At 69.6% G+C, this 17,366-nt stretch carries 17 protein-coding genes; 8 read left to right on the top strand and 9 right to left on the bottom strand.

All coding sequences use genetic code 11. The annotated features are described in order from the left end of the window. Positions 1 to 12: 12 nt before the first annotated feature. The 5 genes from RR3_RS01935 (at position 13) to RR3_RS01915 (ending at position 6,020) form a co-directional block, all read left to right on the top strand. The gene (locus RR3_RS01935; RefSeq protein WP_064065976.1) at positions 13 to 360 is read left to right on the top strand and encodes a hypothetical protein; all 348 of its coding nucleotides are present in this window, start codon (positions 13 to 15) and stop codon (positions 358 to 360) included. Next, positions 357 to 2,630 carry a TPR repeat domain-containing protein gene (locus tag RR3_RS01930; RefSeq protein WP_064065977.1) on the top strand — a complete coding sequence of 758 codons (2,274 nt, stop codon included), beginning with the start codon at positions 357 to 359 and terminating at the stop codon, positions 2,628 to 2,630. The genes RR3_RS01935 and RR3_RS01930 overlap by 4 nt, the downstream gene beginning before the upstream one ends. Continuing rightward, positions 2,623 to 3,405, top strand: a complete 783-nt coding sequence (locus RR3_RS01925) for a hypothetical protein (RefSeq protein ID WP_040275759.1) — start codon at positions 2,623 to 2,625, stop codon at positions 3,403 to 3,405. Before RR3_RS01930 ends, RR3_RS01925 begins: the two co-directional genes overlap by 8 nt. A 184-nt stretch (positions 3,406 to 3,589) precedes the next feature. After that, entirely contained in the window at positions 3,590 to 4,243 is a 654-nt protein-coding gene (locus RR3_RS01920; RefSeq protein WP_234420175.1) for a hypothetical protein, read from the top strand. 286 nt (positions 4,244 to 4,529) lie between these two features. Continuing rightward, complete coding sequence (locus RR3_RS01915; RefSeq protein ID WP_064065979.1) at positions 4,530 to 6,020, top strand: stealth family protein; 1,491 nt, start codon at positions 4,530 to 4,532, stop codon at positions 6,018 to 6,020. Positions 6,021 to 6,091: 71 nt separating this feature from the next. On the opposite strand, the gene RR3_RS01910 is transcribed toward RR3_RS01915, so the two are convergent. After that, positions 6,092 to 7,036, bottom strand: coding sequence for a DUF1214 domain-containing protein (locus RR3_RS01910; RefSeq protein WP_017680458.1), 945 nt, complete (start codon positions 7,034 to 7,036; stop codon positions 6,092 to 6,094). Between the two features lie 117 nt (positions 7,037 to 7,153). Continuing rightward, positions 7,154 to 7,936, bottom strand: a complete 783-nt coding sequence (locus RR3_RS01905; protein ID WP_064065980.1) for an IclR family transcriptional regulator — start codon at positions 7,934 to 7,936, stop codon at positions 7,154 to 7,156. 170 nt (positions 7,937 to 8,106) lie between these two features. Between RR3_RS01905 and RR3_RS01900 the strand changes: the two genes are divergently transcribed. From RR3_RS01900 to dmpG, 3 genes are read left to right on the top strand one after another with little or no spacing between them, the layout of a single operon-like run. Beyond that, positions 8,107 to 8,928: a 2-keto-4-pentenoate hydratase gene (locus RR3_RS01900; RefSeq protein WP_064065981.1), complete on the top strand. Its 822-nt coding sequence runs from the start codon at positions 8,107 to 8,109 to the stop codon at positions 8,926 to 8,928. Beyond that, positions 8,925 to 9,902, top strand: coding sequence for an acetaldehyde dehydrogenase (acetylating) (locus tag RR3_RS01895; RefSeq protein WP_026137688.1), 978 nt, complete (start codon positions 8,925 to 8,927; stop codon positions 9,900 to 9,902). The genes RR3_RS01900 and RR3_RS01895 overlap by 4 nt, the downstream gene beginning before the upstream one ends. Then, a complete protein-coding gene (gene dmpG / locus RR3_RS01890; RefSeq protein WP_010592299.1) occupies positions 9,899 to 10,924 on the top strand; it encodes a 4-hydroxy-2-oxovalerate aldolase in 1,026 nt (341 codons plus the stop codon). The genes RR3_RS01895 and dmpG overlap by 4 nt, the downstream gene beginning before the upstream one ends. Positions 10,925 to 11,000: 76 nt before the next feature. Here the strand turns inward: dmpG and hcaB are convergent, their stop codons facing one another. The 7 genes from hcaB to RR3_RS01855 form a co-directional block, all read right to left on the bottom strand. Continuing rightward, entirely contained in the window at positions 11,001 to 11,798 is a 798-nt protein-coding gene (gene hcaB, locus RR3_RS01885) for a 3-(cis-5,6-dihydroxycyclohexa-1,3-dien-1-yl)propanoate dehydrogenase (protein ID WP_040275749.1), read from the bottom strand. Further along, positions 11,785 to 12,159, bottom strand: a complete 375-nt coding sequence (locus RR3_RS01880) for a bifunctional 3-phenylpropionate/cinnamic acid dioxygenase ferredoxin subunit (RefSeq protein ID WP_010592301.1) — start codon at positions 12,157 to 12,159, stop codon at positions 11,785 to 11,787. The genes hcaB and RR3_RS01880 overlap by 14 nt, the downstream gene beginning before the upstream one ends. Positions 12,160 to 12,170: 11 nt before the next feature. Beyond that, on the bottom strand, positions 12,171 to 12,731 hold the full coding sequence (locus RR3_RS01875; RefSeq protein ID WP_010592302.1) for an aromatic-ring-hydroxylating dioxygenase subunit beta: 561 nt from the start codon (positions 12,729 to 12,731) through the stop codon (positions 12,171 to 12,173). Beyond that, entirely contained in the window at positions 12,728 to 14,059 is a 1,332-nt protein-coding gene (locus RR3_RS01870; RefSeq protein ID WP_010592303.1) for an aromatic ring-hydroxylating oxygenase subunit alpha, read from the bottom strand. The genes RR3_RS01875 and RR3_RS01870 overlap by 4 nt, the downstream gene beginning before the upstream one ends. Continuing rightward, positions 14,052 to 14,954: a VOC family protein gene (locus RR3_RS01865; RefSeq protein WP_234420174.1), complete on the bottom strand. Its 903-nt coding sequence runs from the start codon at positions 14,952 to 14,954 to the stop codon at positions 14,052 to 14,054. The genes RR3_RS01870 and RR3_RS01865 overlap by 8 nt, the downstream gene beginning before the upstream one ends. A gap of 22 nt (positions 14,955 to 14,976) precedes the next feature. Then, a complete protein-coding gene (locus RR3_RS01860; RefSeq protein ID WP_064065982.1) occupies positions 14,977 to 15,834 on the bottom strand; it encodes an alpha/beta fold hydrolase in 858 nt (285 codons plus the stop codon). 115 nt (positions 15,835 to 15,949) lie between these two features. Beyond that, complete coding sequence (locus RR3_RS01855) at positions 15,950 to 17,206, bottom strand: NAD(P)/FAD-dependent oxidoreductase (RefSeq protein WP_064065983.1); 1,257 nt, start codon at positions 17,204 to 17,206, stop codon at positions 15,950 to 15,952. Positions 17,207 to 17,366 lie beyond the last annotated feature (160 nt).

Here is a 17,366-nt window from a genome sequence, read left to right as displayed (position 1 = left end):
TAGGGGGGACGAATGGTGGGGGAACTGCGCGCCGATGTGGCGCGTCTCGAGGAGTTGAGCGGACGACTGCACGGCCTGGCCGCGGAGGCGTCGCGGCTGCGCGTGGGTCCGGCGGCGGGACCGTATGCGCCGGCCCTGGACGCGCTCATGCCGTCGGTACTGGAGGCGGCTCGCCTCTCGCAGGAAATCGTCGACAGTGCCCTGATTCCCGCGCTCGCGGAGCGTCTCGGCGAGACCGGTGACGTCATGCGCGCCACCGCGCGCGAGTACCGCGACCAGGACGACGCGGCGGCGACGCGACTGGTGTCGGCCTATCTCTCGGCCACCGGCGACTGGCGCGTCGACGAGGATCCGGCATGACCCTGACCAAGGGGCAGGTTCGCGAATGGAATCCGAGACAACTCGACGACATCGGTCGCGCGTGGCGCGACACCGGAGGCCGGATCGAGGAGCTGTTCGATCGATACGTCGCCGCCGTCACCGACGTCGGCGGCACGTACTGGGAGGGACGCACCGCGGAGGCCGCGCAGGAACGCGCCGCGGCCGACAGACGGACCGTCGTGGCCCTGGTCGATCGGCTCGACACGCTCGCCCGCCGGCTCGAACAGGGATTCCACGAGGTCGACGCGCCACTCCAGCGCGCCCGGGCGACGATCCTCGACGCCGAGGCCCAAGGGTTCGTCGTCGGCGAGGACCTGACGGTGCGCGATCCGGCGCCGGACCCGGACCGGGAAGCGGCCCGAGCCGGCCTGCAGGCGTACCTGGCCGAGGCGGTGTCGACCGTCGAGAACGCCGACCGGGCGCTGCAGCAGGAACTGAGCGCCGCGCGGGCTCTGCTGCGAGCCGACTTCACCTCGGTGGCTGCGCTCGGCACGGACCAGGGGCACGCGGACGGCGCGCGGCTGGTCGACGGATCGGTGACGCCGGAGGCGCTGCGGCGCCTACTGGAAGCCGGCGAGCTGACACCGGAACAAGTCGACGCCCTGCGCGCGGGCGCAGCGGCGACCATCCCGTCGTCGCACATGGAGTACCTGGTGGCCCTCAGCCGGTCCCTGGACGGCAGGACGCCCCGGGAGATCGCCGACATCCTGGCCGGACTGCCGGCCGGGGCTCGCAGCGCGCTGGCCAACGCGCTGCAGATCGTCTCCACCGAGAACGTCGTTGTCGCCGTCACCGACGGTGACATCGCCCCGCGTGGCGGGGCGGACCTGCTACCGGACGGGATCCGGGCGGCACTCGACCGCGACGACCTGGTCGTTCACGGCTTCCGGACGATCGGCGGCACGACCTACACGAGCACCGAACTGAACGGCGTCGCCGACAACCAGGCCCTCGCCCGGATCGTCGCCGAGGGCGATGCGGTGTACCGGTCCGGCAGCACGCTCGACCGGGACCTCCTGGACGCCGGTCGCCGATATCTCGACGCCCAGGTCGCGTTCGCGCAGGACCCCAACCGCAGTTTCGAGTTCTTCACCGTCGACGGACGCGGCACGGGCGACGGTGCGTTGACGGCCGGAATCCTCACCGCGGTGGCGGACGACCGCATCGCGGTCGAACAGGTGGTCACCGACCCTGAGCACGGCACCGATTTCGTGCGGAACGTACTGGTGCACGACTGGCCGGACGACGGTGCGGCGGTGTCGTCGCTGTTCCGCGCCGACGAGAAGGACGGGGTGGTCGACGATCCTCACAACGCCGCCGACGTCGCCGCAGCGACTCGCCACGGCGCGATCATGGCCGCCGTCGCGGGCGCGATGAGTTCCGGAGAGGCGTGGAAGATGTTGTCCGCCATCCCGGAAACCGACGGGCAGTCGGTGGGTCAGCTGAACCCTGATCTGCTGCGGACGGTTTCGCACGGCCTGAGCCCCTACATTCCCGACCTGGCGGGATCCCCGCAGGCGGATCGGCCCGGATTCGACGTCGGCGACTGGGCGGATCCGAAGGACAACAGCAGCTATCGCGGCTCGGCGAACGTCTTCGCCGCGATGAACACCGATCCCGAGGCCGGCACGCATTTCACCGGCAGCGCATTCGCGTCCGTTGTGGCGGCCGAGACTCGGTACGCCCAGGACCCGTACACCTCGGGCACGACGGCGGAGCTCTCGACGGCCGGTCGCATCCTGGGGCTGACCGACCGGGGGCTGATGCTGTCGACCCAGGACGATTTCCATGACGAGACCGAGCGGCAGCAGGCGATCTACGACCGCAAGTCCGCCGCCTACGACGCAGTCCTCGCCCTCGGCGCGTTCGGCCTGGAGAAGTTCCCCGGCGGGGAGTACATCGCGACGCTCTACGAAGCAGGTGGTGATCCGTTGAAGGAGTTGTACATCGGCCCGGAGCCCGGCACGGAGGAGTCGGCCGAGCTCACGGGTCCGAACCTGGTGCGGCAGTACTACAACGTGCTTGCGGCCGCGCCGGAGGTGCCGGTGCCGATCCGTGCCCACCATCGGAACCTGTTCGACGAGGCGGGTCGGCTCGAGCCGTACGACGAAATCGTCGGTTCGGAATCGGACAAGGAGGTGCGACATGCCATGTTGCGTGAGGCGTTCAACGAGTACGGAAACCCGACCGACGGGCACGAGACGGCCATGCAGGAGGCCTACGACACGGTGGTGCGCACGAATGGCTGAGACACGGCTGTCGGCCCTGGGATGCGTCGCATTGCTCGCCTTCACCGCCGGGTGCGGGGACCGCGCGCCGGAGGATCCACGTCCGGTTCCCGTTCCCGAGCCGCCGGTCGCGTACACGCACGTGTGGTCCGCGGACCCCGACATCGACCTGTCCAGCCGCGGCGCCGAGCTGGTCCGCGCCGCAGTCGAAGCCGGACTTCGCACGTTCAACTACGGTACGAAGTTCACATTCCCCGGATACCTCGACGCCATCGGGGCACCGTACGATTTCGACCACGCCGAGGTCTGGGATCATCTGGTACGCCCCGGTCCCGTCGATCCACCACAGTGGCGAGCCACGTACTTCATGCATCTCACGGCACTGTCGGCGACGGCCACGGAAGTCACTGGAGCCGTGTGCGAGTACGGCGTCGGCACAGAACCGGGGGAAGAGTACTCGGTCTATCCCCTGAGAATGGTCCGGGCGGTGACCTTGCGCAACACTGCCGAGACACCCGGCGCGGCCAGTATCCCCGACACCGACCCGGAAGGACACGATCCCCGCGCCGCCATCGCCCCCGACTGGAACGTCTTCGGCACCTGGAAGATCGTCCAGCTCCGCACCGGGGGACCGAACTGGGTCATACCGGACACGTGTACGGCGTGGTGGCACGAACGCTTCCCCACCTTCGAACTCCACGACGGTCTGCTCTCGCCACCCCCAGGCTTCCAACCACCCACCATGCCCGTCGCCCAGCAATACCCCGAATGGATCGGACCGGCGAATGCCGGTTGAACCCATAACGCGGCACCGCCGCACCGCCAGCGAACAGCGAAGGGCCCCGATGAACGCACCGCGTCGGCGGCGCGTCATTGCCGTCGTCACCACTGCCCTACTCGCAGTCACCGGCTGCGGCACCGACAGCCCAACCGGTCCACGTCCGATTCCCGTTCCCGAGCCGCCGGTCGCGTACACACACGTGTGGTCCGCAGACCCCGACATCGACCTGTCCAGCCGCAGCGCCGAACTGGTCCGCGCCGCAGTCGAATCCGGACTTCGCACGTTCAACTACGGTACGAAGTTCACATTCCCCGGATACTTCGACGCCATCGGCGCACCGTACGATTTCGACCACGCCGAGGTCTGGGATCATCTGGTACGCCCCAGTCGCCACGATCTACCGCCGTGGCGAGCCACGTACTTTCACCATCTCACGATGTTGTCTGCCGGCAACTCGGAGATCACGGCAGCAGTATGCGAATACCGAGTCAAAACCGAACCCGGACTCAACCTCTCCTTCGATCCCATGAGGTGGGTGTGGGCCGTGACCCTGCGCAACACCGCCGAGACACCCGGCGCGGCCGGTATCCCCGACACCGACCCGGAAGGACACGATCCCCGCGCCGCCATCGCCCCCGACTGGAACGTCTTCGGCACCTGGAAGATCGTCCAGCTCCGCACCGGGGGACCGAACTGGGTCATACCGGACACGTGTACGGCGTGGTGGCACGAACGCTTCCCCACCTTCGAACTCCGCGACGGCCTGCTCTCGCCACCCCCAGGCTTCGAACCACCCACCATGCCCGTCGCCCAGCAGTACCCCGAATGGATCGGACCGGCGAGTGCCGGCTGAGTCGCCACGAACGCCGCAGTCCCGAAACTGGACCCCGCACAGGCCACCGATTCCGGAGACGCTCCCCACCTCCGCCTTCACGATGTGCCTGAAGTGGCAATAGTGAACTAGAATCGAACTTCTCGTTCCCGGGTTCTCGCCCGGGAAATTCCCTTCACAGGAAAGGAGCACTCCGACGCACTCGCCGGCCCCCCACACCGTTCATCTCGTCTCCCTGCCCCACAGCGTCGGAGATGCTCCCCCGCTCGCCTCGGAGCGGCCCCGGCTGCACGGCCACCCGCACATCGTGTGGTTCCGGGACCGCTACGCGATCCCCATCTCGACGACCACGCCGCGCCAGGCGATGCTCGAGGATCTGCAGTTCGTGCGCCGGGTCCTCGACGACGCCGGCATCGACTATCTGCTGGTCCGCGGCGACGGCACGCGCCCGGTCCTGGCGGTGGACTGGGCCGACCGCAAGGAGCTGCGTGCCGCGCTGGTCGGCGCCTGCACCGACGAGCCGTTCTACTCCAAGACCGTGGGTGCGAAACGGCACCGTCCCGTGCTCGTCGCGGACGGCCGGCTCTCGCACAGTTCCAAGGCCCGGATCTTCCGCCTGTTCCGGCCGCGGGTGGAACTCACCAGCGGCCTGCGGTACGGGGCGTCGAACGGGGTGCAGATCGAGTTGTGGTCGCACACCGACGACGAGATCCTCCTGCCGAGGGAGAACGCGCTGACCCGGCGCAGCGTGTTGCGCGACGAGGTCACGCGCGGCACCGTGGAGCGCTACGGACAGACGTGGCCGACCATCGAGGGGATGTTCGCGGCGCACCCGTCGGACGTCCCGTTCGAGATCGACCTGGTGTTCTCGTGGGTGGACGGCTCGTCGAAGGAGTGGCAGGCCGAGCGCGCCAAACGCCTGCAGAACTACGTGGTGGGCGAGGGCGACGACTCCCCCGCCCGCTTCCGGCAGATCAACGAGCTCAAGTACGCGCTGCGCTCCGTGCACATGTATGCGCCGTGGATCCGGCGGATCTTCGTCGCGACCGACTCCGACCGGCCGGACTGGCTGGCCGACGACGGGCAGGTCACGTTCGTGCGCAGCGAGGAGTTCTTCGCCGACCGGTCGGTGCTGCCCACCCACAATTCACAGGCCGTCGAGTGCCAGCTGCACCACATCCCGGGTCTGTCCGAGCACTTCCTGTACTCGAACGACGACATGTTCTTCGGTCGCCCGGTGGACCCGCAGATGTTCTTCTCCGGCGGCGGGGTCACGAAGTTCATCGAGGCGGACACCCGCATCGGATTGGGCCGGAACCACAAGAAGCGCAGCGGTTTCGAGAACGCGGCCCGCGTCAATCGCCGGCTGCTCGAGGAGCGGTTCGGGGTGACGATCACCCGGCACCTCGAACACACGCCGGTGCCGCTGCGCAAGAGCATCATGGCGGAGATGGAGCGAGAGTTCGCGGACGAGTTCGCCGCCACGGCGGCGAGCACGTTCCGGGCCGCGGAGAACATCTCGGTGACGAACTCCTTCTACCACTACTACGCGCTGATGACCGGCCGGGCGGTGCAGCAGACCGCGGCGCGGGTGAAGTACGTCGACACGACGGTGAAGTCGGGGCTGCGGGAACTGGACACGTTGCTGGCGAAGCGGACGACGGACCTGTTCTGCCTCAACGACGGCAGCACACCGGAGGTCGACCTCGAGCTGCGCACCGCGAAGGTCACCCAATTCCTGGAGCGGTACTACCCGATCCCGGCGCCGTGGGAGACGGACTACCCGGGACGGTCGTGACCCGCACCGCGTAGCCCCTCGATCCGGCCGCCCCGCTTTCCGCGGGGCGGCCGGGTGGAACGCGAATCCGGTCACCGCCCGTTCGACAGGGTGGGAAATGTCCAGCTTCCGTCGAGGACTTCCGGGCGCGGGCGGTACAGGCGCACGAGATAGTTCCACCCCTCCGTGACGGGAAGGTAATTGGCACGGTCCGCATCGCCGCCGCCCCCGAAACGGACGGTGATCGAGCCGTCCGCATTCGGCACGCCCGTGATGTTGTTGACGCTGTAGGCATTCTGTGCGTTCGGCTCGAAGAAGCCCTGCGCGTTGTAGACCGAGACGGACCAGAACCCGTCGACGGGCACATCGCGGACGGTCAGCTCGTACTCGCCGACCGGCAGTCCCGGATCGACGCCGATGTAGGCGGCCTCCGTGGTCGGCAGGCCACCCCAGCCGGCGGCGGTGCCGATCAGGTGCCGGACCGGGTCGATCTCACCTCGGGCGCCGAACATCCGGTCGAAACCCGTCAGTCCTCGCGCCAGCGCCAGCAGCGCCTCCCGCGTCGCGTCGAAGCTCGGCCGGTCGTAGTCGGGCGCCGTGAACGGTGTCGACGACCCGGCGTCGAGACGGAACCGGTCCTGGAGCGAGGCCACGGCCTGCACGTCGTCCGGATCGGACGGATCGACGAGAATCCGCACCGCGACGGCGACGTACGGGGTCGGGAACTCGTCGGCGGTGAGCCTGTGCTCTCCCGGGTCGTGCAGGATCCGATCGACGTGGTGGTCCTGGTCGACCACCATCACGGACAGGTACCGTCGACCGCCGTCGGGGATGGTGAGGGTCGCGCCCTCCGAGGTGTCGACGATCGCGAGGCTGTAGAGGGTGTCGCGGTTCATCCGGATCACCGTCTGCTGCTCGACCGAGGCGGGCTCCCGGTTGTGCCGGAGCACATTGATGCCCCCGGCGTCCCGCTGAAGATCGAGAAACATCCGATCCGTCTCCGCGCGAACGAAATTGTCCACATTCACCGATGTCATGCGCGGCAGCCTAGACGACGCACGCTCCACGCGCTGTCCGATTCGTCCGCCTCCGCGACGGACCGGAATTCCCCAGCGGGGACTGCCGGGCCGGCCGCCGGGCACATGCGGCCCGTCTCATTCCGGCTCCGCCATCCGCGCGCGGCGCGCGAGGGTGGCGGCGACCCCGGCTGCGGCCGCGCGCACCGACGTGGTGTGCCGCTCGGGATGGAACCGAGCCACAGGACCGGTGACACTGAGAGCCGCGATCGGCCGGTCGTCCGTGTCGAGCACCGGCGCGGCGACGCAGGTGATGCCCATCGCGGATTCCTCGCGTTCGTACGCGACCCCCTCGTCGAGGACGCGTTCGAGCTGTGCGCGCAGCAGTCCGGGCCCGGACAGCGTCTTCGGGGTGCGCCGTTCGAGTGGCTCGGCGAGCACCCTGTCGATGATCTCCGGATCGGAGTGCGCGAGGAGCGCCTTTCCGATGGCCGTGCAGTGCAGCGGCATTCGGCCGCCGAGACGGGACGGGGAGCGGGCCTGCCGGTGTCCGCCGATCTTGGCGATGTAGACGACCTCGGTGCCCTCGAGGATGCCGAGGTGGACCGTCTCGTGCGTCCGCTCGTACAGGTCCTCCAGGAACGGGGTGGCGACCTCGATCAGGCTGCGCTCGGTGGACGCCCGCATGCCGAGTTCGAACAGTTGCCCGCTCAGCCGGTAGCCGGCCCGGGTGCGGTCGAGGAGGCGCACCTTGACGAGGTCGGAGAGCAGCCGGTGCAGGGTGCCCTTGGGGATGCCGGTGCGTCGGCCGAGTTCCGCGAGGCTGAGCCCGTGGTCGTCGACGGTGAACGCATACAGCACGGTGACGACCTTGCCGAGCACGGTGTTCGGGTCGACCTGCGCGTCGCCGGGAGCGCCCACCGCATTCCCCTTTCGTCCGGTGACCTGGCAGTTCGGGTCACCCGCCACTGTACGTTCCACTGAGTCGAACACCATGCTGGCCGGGCGCCGGGTCGCCCGGTGACAGTGGACAGGTCCATTCCCTTCGACCTTCCGGGACCGCCATGACCCCCTCCCCAGGAACCGACCGCATGCCGGCTCCGCCCTCCGCCGCGACGGACGATCCGGCTGTCGATGCGGCGTTCGTCCGACTCGACCACGCGGTACAGACCCGCACGCCCTGCCCGCCGGTGCGTGACCTCATCGGCAGCACCGACATCGAGCGTGCCTACGCGGTGCAGACGAAGCTGAACGCCGCACGCGCGGATGCCGGGGCTCGGGTGGTCGGTCGCAAGATCGGGCTCACGTCACCGGCGGTCCAGCGGCAACTCGGCGTGGACCGGCCCGACTTCGGCGTCCTGTTCGACGACATGCAGTACACCGAGGACGAACCCGTGCCCTTCCGGCGCCTGCTGCAACCGAAGGTCGAGGCGGAGATCGCCTTCGTGCTCGGGCAGGACCTCACCGACGGCCCGCTCGACGACCGGCGTATCCGCGACAGCGTCGACTACGCCGTCGCCGCCCTCGAGATCGTCGACAGCCGGATCGCAGGGTGGGACATCACTTTCGGGGACACGGTCGCCGACAACGCCTCGTCCGGGCTGTTCGTCCTCGGCACCCGGCGCCGCCGGCTCGACGAGTTCGAACCGATCGACACCGAGATGCAGATGCGTGTCGACGGCGCGGCGGTGTCCACCGGGAACGGCGCGGCCTGCCTGGGCGACCCGCTGCGGGCCCTGGCGTGGCTCGCCGACACCGCCCGCCGGTTCGGCGAACCGCTCCGCGCCGGGCAGATCGTCCTGTCCGGGGCCCTCGGGCCGATGGCGCCCGTCCACCCCGGCTCCACCGTCACCGCGGACATCACCGGACTCGGTTCGGTGACCGCGACCTTCACCCAGGAGGACAACGCATGAGCACCCGCAGAACACAGGTGGCCGTCATCGGCTCCGGCAACATCGGCACCGACCTGATGATCAAGGTGATCCGGAACTCGACCAACCTCGAGATGGGCGCCATGGTCGGCATCGACCCCGACTCGGACGGCCTGGCCCGCGCCCGCCGGCTGGGTGTCCCCACCACCGCCGACGGCGTGGCGGGCCTGATCGGCCTGCCGAACTTCGACGAGATCGGCTTCGTGTTCGACGCGACGTCGGCGCAGGCGCACCGGGCCAACGCCCGGGCGCTCGAACCCTACGGCAAGCGGCTGATCGACCTCACCCCCGCAGCGATCGGTCCCTTCGTCGTTCCGGCCGTCAACCTCGACGCCCACCGGAACGCCCCGAACGTCAACATGGTCACCTGCGGTGGTCAGGCAACCATTCCCGTCGTGGCGGCGGTCTCGCGCGTCACGCCCGTCGCCTACGCCGAGATCGTCGCGTCCATCGCGTCGAAGTCCGCCGGACCCGGCACCCGCGCGAACATCGACGAGTTCACCGAGACGACGGCGCACGCGATCGAGTCGGTCGGCGGGGCGGCCCGGGGCAAGGCGGTGATCGTCCTGAACCCGGCCGAGCCGCCGCTGATCATGCGGGACACCGTGTTCTGCCTGATCTCCGAGCCGAGCGCGGTCGTGCACGACGCCGTCCGGGAGTCGATCGAGCGGATGGTCGCCGACGTCGCCGCCTACGTGCCGGGTTACCGGCTCAAGCAGCAGGTGCAGATCACCCCGGTCCCGCAGGGGCAACCGGTGCATACCCTGCTCGCCGACGGCGCCCCGGCCACCCCCACCCACCAGGTGTCGGTGTTCCTCGAGGTCGAGGGTGCCGCCCATTACCTGCCCGCGTACGCGGGCAATCTCGACATCATGACCTCGGCGGCCCTGCGGTTCGCGGAGGCCGCCGCCGAGACGGACACCGCCCGCGCGGCAGAACTGGAGGCCACCCGATGACGACCGAACTGTTCATCCAGGACGTCACGCTGCGGGACGGGATGCACGCCGTTCGGCACCGCATCACCCCGGAGGACGTGGGCCGCATCGTGGCCGCGCTGGACGCGGCCGGTGTCGACGCCATCGAGGTCGCCCACGGCGACGGCCTGGCCGGCGGCAGCCTCAACTACGGACCGGGCAGCCACACCGACTGGGAGTGGATCGAGGCCGCGGCCGCGAACGTGTCCCGGGCGCGCCTGACCACCCTGCTGCTGCCCGGGATCGGCACGATCCGCGAGCTCGAGCACGCCTACCGGCTCGGGGTCCGCTCGGTGCGCGTGGCCACGCACTGCACCGAGGCGGACGTCTCGGCCCAGCACATCGCCACGGCCCGCGAGCTGGGCATGGACGTCTCCGGGTTCCTCATGATGAGCCACATGGCACCGCCCGCGGAGCTGGCGCGGCAGGCGAAGTTGATGGAGTCGTACGGCGCGCACTGCGTCTACGTCACCGACTCCGGCGGTCGGCTGACCATGGACGGGGTACGCGAACGCGTGCGTGCCTACCGGGACGTGCTCGATCCGGGCACCGAGCTCGGGATCCACGCCCACGAGAATCTGTCGTTGTCGGTGGCGAACTCCGTGGTCGCCGTCGAGGAAGGGGTCACCCGCGTCGACGCCTCCCTGGCCGGGCACGGCGCCGGCGCCGGCAACTGCCCGCTCGAGGCGTTCGTCGCCGTCGCCGACCTGCAGGGCTGGACGCACGGCAGCGACCTGTTCGCGCTGCAGGACGCGGCCGACGACCTGGTCCGGCCGCTTCAGGACCGGCCGGTGCGGGTGGACCGGGAGACCCTCACCCTCGGCTACGCCGGCGTGTACTCCTCGTTCCTCCGGCACGCGGAGGCCGCGTCCGAGCGCTACGGCATCGACGTGCGCACCCTCCTGCTCGAGGTCGGCCGGCGCGCGCTCGTCGGCGGGCAGGAGGACATGATCGTCGACATCGCCCTCGACCTGCTGGGGGAACGTGCCGGCAGCCCGGCGTGACCCGGGGTCCGCACACGCGCCGGGGCGGGTCTGTCGCGAACGACGGACCCGCCCCGGTTCCCTGCGCCGGCGCCCGTCAGACGGCGCCGGTCCGCTTGGGTGTTCCCCAGCTGCTGACATCCACGACCGTTCCCGTCACGGTCGCGGAGTCGTCACGGCACGCGAGGTAGAGGTAGGCACCGACGTAGTCGTCGGGTTCCACCTCGATCTGCAGCGCGCCGTTGTCGCGCACCATCTGCCGGATCGGAATGGCATCGGCCACGGAGCGGTCGGCGAGTCCCATCGCGCCGGGCCCGCGCAGGTCGGTGGCCATGCCGCCGGGGGCGACCGCGTTGACGCGGACCTCCGGGGCGAGTTCGTACGCGAGCTGTCGCACGAGTCCCACACCGGCGTGCTTGGACGAGACGTACAGGGGGCCACCGCCGCCCGGGAAGAACGCCGCGTTGGACAGGGTGAAGATCATGCTGCCGCGGGAGGACTTCAGGTGCGGCGCTGCGGCCTTCGCGCCGAGCAGATAGCCCTTCACGTTGACGGAGAACAGTTCGTCGAATCCGGTACCGAGTTCGTCCGGCGACGCGTCGAGCAGCGACCGGCCGAAGTCCCAGACCCCGGCGTTGCCGACGAAGGTGTCGAGGGCACCGAACTCGCGCACGGCGAGATCGGCCGCCTCCTGGTTGTCGGCGAACGAGGTGACGTCGCCCGCCAGGGTGCGCACGCCGGTGCCGAACGCCTCGCGCAGCGCGCTGAGCTTCGGCTCCGACCGGTCGAGCACGGTCACGCGAGCGCCGTCCTCGACGAACCGTCTGACCAGGGCGTGGCCGAGCCCGGATCCGCCGCCGGTCACGAGAACCGACCTTCCGTCAAGCCGTCCCACTGCGGGCTCCTTCCTTCAGTTCGTACGCGCCGGGAAGACCGACGTGGATCTCGCCGCCCTCGATCCGGACCGGGTGTGTGCGGACCGCGGTCGTCGCGGGCGGACTCAGGGGCCGGCCGGTTCGGAGACAGAACTTCGCCAGGTGGAGCGGGCACTCCACGACGCAGTCCTCGATCCATCCGTCGGCGAGGGAGTAGGTCTCGTGCGTACAGGTGTCGTCGACGCAGAAGTACTCCCCGTTCGACCTGAACACCGACACCGGCGGACGCGAGTCGAGCCGCACCGCGTCGTCGTCGTCGAGGTCGCCGACCGCGCAGACCCGAACCCACCGCGTGTTCTCACTGGATGTTTCAGCCGTCATCGTCGGATACCTCACAGGAAGATGCTGATGCTGGGGGCGAGGATCGTGGTCTGCTCGAGGACGATCCGGCGCTCGCGGATCTTGAAGGGCAGGGCGCCGCCGTGGTGGCGCAGCACATCGAAGCGCTCACCGACGAACCAGTCCTCGTGCCGCTCGAGGCGGCTGCGGTAGACGCTGAAGTTGCACACCACGTCGAGATCGCCGTCCTCGCGGTGCGCGACGCGGACATTGGTCAGCAACCGCCGGGTGCGCGAGGGGGGCTCCTCCGACCAGGACAGGCCCGAGGTGAGCCGCCGGACCCGGCCCCGCAGGAAGTGGAAGTCGTCGTCGATGAACGCCCCCTCGTCCGGGCCGGAGATCTCGGCGTCGCGTTCGCGGAACGTGCGGGTCATGCGGGTGGGCGCCCAGTAGTGCACGTCCTCCCCGAAGAAGTCGAGCCAGTCGTGGTAGCGGTGGTTGTCGAGGTGTTCCGCCTCGGCGTACAGGAACTGCTCGACCGCGTGCTGCAGATGCACGTCGGCGCGCCGGACGGACGCGGGCGACCCCTCGGTGCTGCGGGTGTCGGTGGTCATCGGTTCTCTCCTGCGTGTTCGGAGCGCGTCGCCTCGTCGGCCCGGCGGAGGATCTCGTCCCACGGCAGGCCGTCGACGAGATCCAGCCACCGCTGGTAGAACCCCCGGGCGGCGGTTTCGCTGTAGACGTCGTTGGACAGACCCGGAAGGCCGTGACTGTCTCGTTCCTCGAATCCCATCCCCATCTGGACGTTCAACTCCGTGCTGCGCGACTTCCACCCGCGCAGCACCTGCTGAACCTCGGTCCAGTTCTCGCCGTCGTCGGTCTCGAAGACCCCGGCCGGGCTGAAGGAGCGCTGGGTGCCGCGCCGCATGCCCGCCTTCGCCTCCGGCGAGGCGTCCTTCGGCACGAAGGTCCATGCCCACACCTCGATCTGGCCGGGCCCGCGCGGATGCCACACCCGCATCGTGTTCACGGGCCCGAGCCAGGAGAAGTTCGGGAAGATCAGATTGTGTCCCCAGACCTTGACGGCGCGGTCGGCGCCGATCCGGCGGAAGACTTCGTCGCGGTTGGCTGTCTGCCACGCGCTGTACTCGGGACCTGCGTGCAGGTCGGGGCCGAATTCGGGGAGCCAGAAGCTGCCCGATCCGTGGCCGTTGCCGGCGAACTGCCGGCCCGGCGCGTCGGGCGGCGGATTGAGCAGGCCGTGGAAGGCCGGATCCTCGTGCAGGGCCAGCATCGCCGACGAATGCGAGATCGCCGCGTGATACATGTCGCTGGCGAACTGCTCCGCCGGCAGCTTCCAGTTGCAGTCGATGACCCACTTCGCGGCGCCCTTGACGAACTCGACACCGTTGTCCCATCGATCGATGGTCGCGTCGAAGTAGTAGGCCATCTCGCCCAGATACTCGGCGAAGTCGGGCACGTCCTCCGACCAGGTGCCGAAGTGGAAGCCCCGGTAGCTCGCGATGCGGGGGACCTTCGTGGCGCCCCAGGAGGACTTGTCGATCCGGTCACGGTATCCGCGTTGCTGCTGCGGCACGTTGATCAGGTTGCCCTCGAGGTCGTACGACCAGCCGTGGTAGGTGCAGGTGAACGCGCGGCTGGTGCCTTCGTCCGAGCGGCAGATCCGCATTCCTCGATGCCGGCACTGATTGAGGAACGCCTTCACCGAGCCGTCTCGCTGGCGCACGACCAGAACCGGATCCTCCCCCATGTAGGTCTGGACGAACGACCCGGGTTTCGGCAACTGACTGTCGTGCGCGAGGAAGAGCCAGGTGCGGCCGAACACCCGCTCGAGCTCCAGTTCGTAGATGTCCGGGTCGGTGTAGACGGTGGGGTTGAGCCGGCCGCCGGCGGGGTCGACCAGTGCATGGATGTCATTCATCGTCGGCTCCCACCGCGACGGCGCTGGGGACGTCGGCGAGAACCTGGTGGCCCCACGTGCTGGCCGACCGGTAGTGGCCGACGGTCCACGAGTCGTCGTCCACGAGTCTGCCGTTCCACCCGTACTCGATGGCGAATCCGGACGGTGTGGCTAGGTAGAACGAGGTCATCGCGTCGTTGGTGTGTTCCCCCAGGGCACGCACGACCTGTCCGGGCGTCTCCATCGCCAGGTCGAGCGCACGCCCGACGGAGTCGAGGCGGCTGAGCTCGAGCATCAGATGGCCGATCCCCGGCCCGGGGCCCGGAATGGTGGCGAGGGCCACGGTGTGATGACGCGGATTGCAGTGCAGGAAGACCGCGTTCGTGGGTCCGAAGGCGATGGTGTCGCTGGGGCGGAAGCCCAGCATCGACTGGTAGAACTCGGCGGATCCCTGCGCGTCGGACGCGAAGAGGAACACGTGCCCGAGGCCGAGATCGCCGGTCACGAAGTCGATTCCTCGCGGCGACACGAACGGCGTGTGGTCGTGCGGATGGCCGAACACGACTTCGATCGAGTTGCCGTCGGGATCCGCGAAGGCGATGAGCCGCTGCACGTTCCGCGCGCGTGCCAGATCGGCGTCCTCGGAGACGGGGACCGAGTTCTCGTCCAGTCGGCGCACGAGCGCGTCGAGGTCCGCACTGGTCCGTGTCTCGAACCCGAGGGCGAGCAGGGCGTCCTCGCCGGCGGGACCGTCCTCGACCGTCAGTCGGTACTCGCGCTCGTCGAACCGGAAGCGGGCCTCGGTGGGGTCGTCGGACGGGGCGAGCTGGGCTCCGACGATGCGCGTGCCGAACTCCCTCCACTCGTCGACGGGGCCGCGCACCCGCAGGTATGCAAGAGCATTCACAGTGCTCACGGGACTTCCTTTCCTTGACATCTCAGATTCGGCCGCGCAGGAACAGCGTGCTGAGCTGGACGAATCGGTCGGCCTGTTCGATCTGCGCCCAGTGACCGCAGTGCGGCACAATGTGCAGGCGTGCGTTGGGGATTCGCCGGGCGAGCCATTCGCTGCTCTCAGCGGGAACCACGGAGTCCTCGCGGCCGTGGACGAGCAGGACGTCGTTGTCGATCCGCCGCAACGACGTCTCCGGGACCCGCAGGCCGGGCAGACCGGGTCCGGGCCCGGGAAGCCCGAAGGTGAGGAGGTGGGATCGGCGCACGTCCGGCCGCAGCGCCGTCTCGAGCCGATCCCGGGCGATCGCGTCGATCTCGGCGCCGAACAGGTCCGGGTCGTAGACCATGTACGAGATCAGCTGCTTCATGCTCTCGAGCGTGGGGTCGTTGTAGAACTCGATGAGCTTGAGCAGTTCCCCGGTCGGAGCGGTGTTCCCGCCGCCGCCGGCGCCCATGCCGACAACCTTCCCGATCCGCTCCGGCGCGGCGGTCAGCATGTTCAGGGCGACGACCCCGCCCAGGGAGTTCCCCACGAGGTGCACCCGGTCCAGACCGAGGGCGTCGAGCAGTGCCAGGTTGCTCAGCACGAGCTGCCGGACACGTCCGCTCGGGGGGAGCTCGGCGGGGTGGCTCGAGTCGCCCCAGCCCACCTGGTCGATCACGAGGCAGTCGTAGTCGTCCGCGAATGCCGGAACGGTCGCGGCGTAGTTCGACAGGCCGGTCGCGCCGGGTCCCGATCCGTGCAGGAACAGGATCGCCTCCCCGGTGCGCGGGCCGGCCCGGTTGAGGCGGATGCGGAAGCCGCCGGCCTCCACGTCGGAGGTCTCCATCGTCGTCGTCATCGTCGTCCTCTCTGCGTGCGGTGGGGCACAGGCTTCGACGCGGTCCGGGGTGCGCGGCAGCCGCGCCCCGGCCCGGCCGGATGTGGATGGGAAGAATGGTCCGGTCTGTCGCGGATCACCCGGCGACATCGGCGGCGCGCGGGGCGCCCGAACGACCGAGTTGCCGGGCCACCCGGCGCAGATCGGTACCCGCGGACCGCAGAACCTCGTCCGGGACCGCACTTCTGTTCTCCGCCAGGATTTTTGCCGACCGCACGTCGCGCGGCTCGTCCAGGGCGGCTGCGGCGGCGACACGTCCGTCGCGCACCCAGAAGGCCACGAATCCCGGTTCGGTGGTGGACTCCCGGACGACCACCCGGTCGCCGGGCCGGCCGCGCCCGTACATCTGCAGGGTGTGCGCGTACTGGTGGGACCAGAAGTAGGGGATCTCACGATTGACGGTGGCCGTGCCGGCCATCGAGGCCCCGACGGCCGCACCGTGCCGGCGGGCCACGTCCCAGTGCTCGATGCGCCCCCGGCGGCCCAGGTGGGGATTGACGTGCGCCGCGACGTCTCCGGCCGCCCAGATCCAGTCGCTGCTGCGGCCCAGGTCGTCGACCGTGATGCCGTCGGCGCAGGCTGTGCCCGCCTGCCTCGCCAGCGCGTCGTTGGGGACGACACCGCATCCGACGACGACGGTTGCCGCGTCCAGCCGTTCCCCGGTCGACAGCCGCACCGCCTCCACGGCGGACGAGCCCACGAACGCGTCGACCGTCCGGCGCGTCAGGATGCGCACCCCCCGTTCCGTGTGGAGCCGGCAGATGCGTCGGGCGATGTCCGGGCCGACGGCCGCCAGGAGCGGAAGATCGCCGAGTTCGACGACGGTGACGTCGATTCCGCGGTCCGCCGCGGATGCGGCGACCTCGAGGCCGACGAAGCCGCCGCCCACGACGACGAGCGGTCCCCCCGCGCTCAGCCGGGCGGCCAGGGCCGCGGCGTCGTCCGCATCCCGCAGCGTGAGGATGTTCCCGAGATCGGCCCCGGGGACGTCCAGCCGTCGTGCCGACACACCGGTGGCAAGCAGCACCCGGTCCGCGGCCAGCGCGTCCCCGTCGGCTGTGTCGATCTGCCGGTCCGCCGGGCGCAACCGGCGCACCCCGACACCGAGGCGCAACTCGATGTCCAGACGCCGGTACTCCGTCTCGGCCACGATTTCCCGCAGCCTGCGGTCGGCGAGGTACTCCTTCGACAGCGCCGGGCGTTCGTAGGGGGTGTGGGGGTCGGCGTCGACGACGGTGATTCGGCCGGCGAAGCCGTTGTCTCTCATCGCCGATGCCGCGGCCAGGCCGGCAGCGCCGGCTCCGACGACGACGTGGTGCTCGATACGGGTCAAAGTGCCATCTCCTTCACGGAGCGGTTGGGATGTGCCCCACTCCGCAGGCATGTTGTACGGGTCACAGTAGGTCCGGGCGGGCACCGCCGTCCATCGACTGTTCCGTGCGCCGGAACTCCTTTCGCGACGACGGCGTGAAGTGTTACGTGGCTTCGTTTTT

Origin of the sequence: Rhodococcus ruber NBRC 15591 (assembly GCF_001894945.1) — a bacterium.
Classification (GTDB): Bacteria; Actinomycetota; Actinomycetes; order Mycobacteriales; family Mycobacteriaceae; genus Rhodococcus; species Rhodococcus ruber.
The sequence above is the reverse complement of the archived record's forward strand: the minus strand, read 5'-3'. Positions and strand labels throughout refer to the sequence as shown.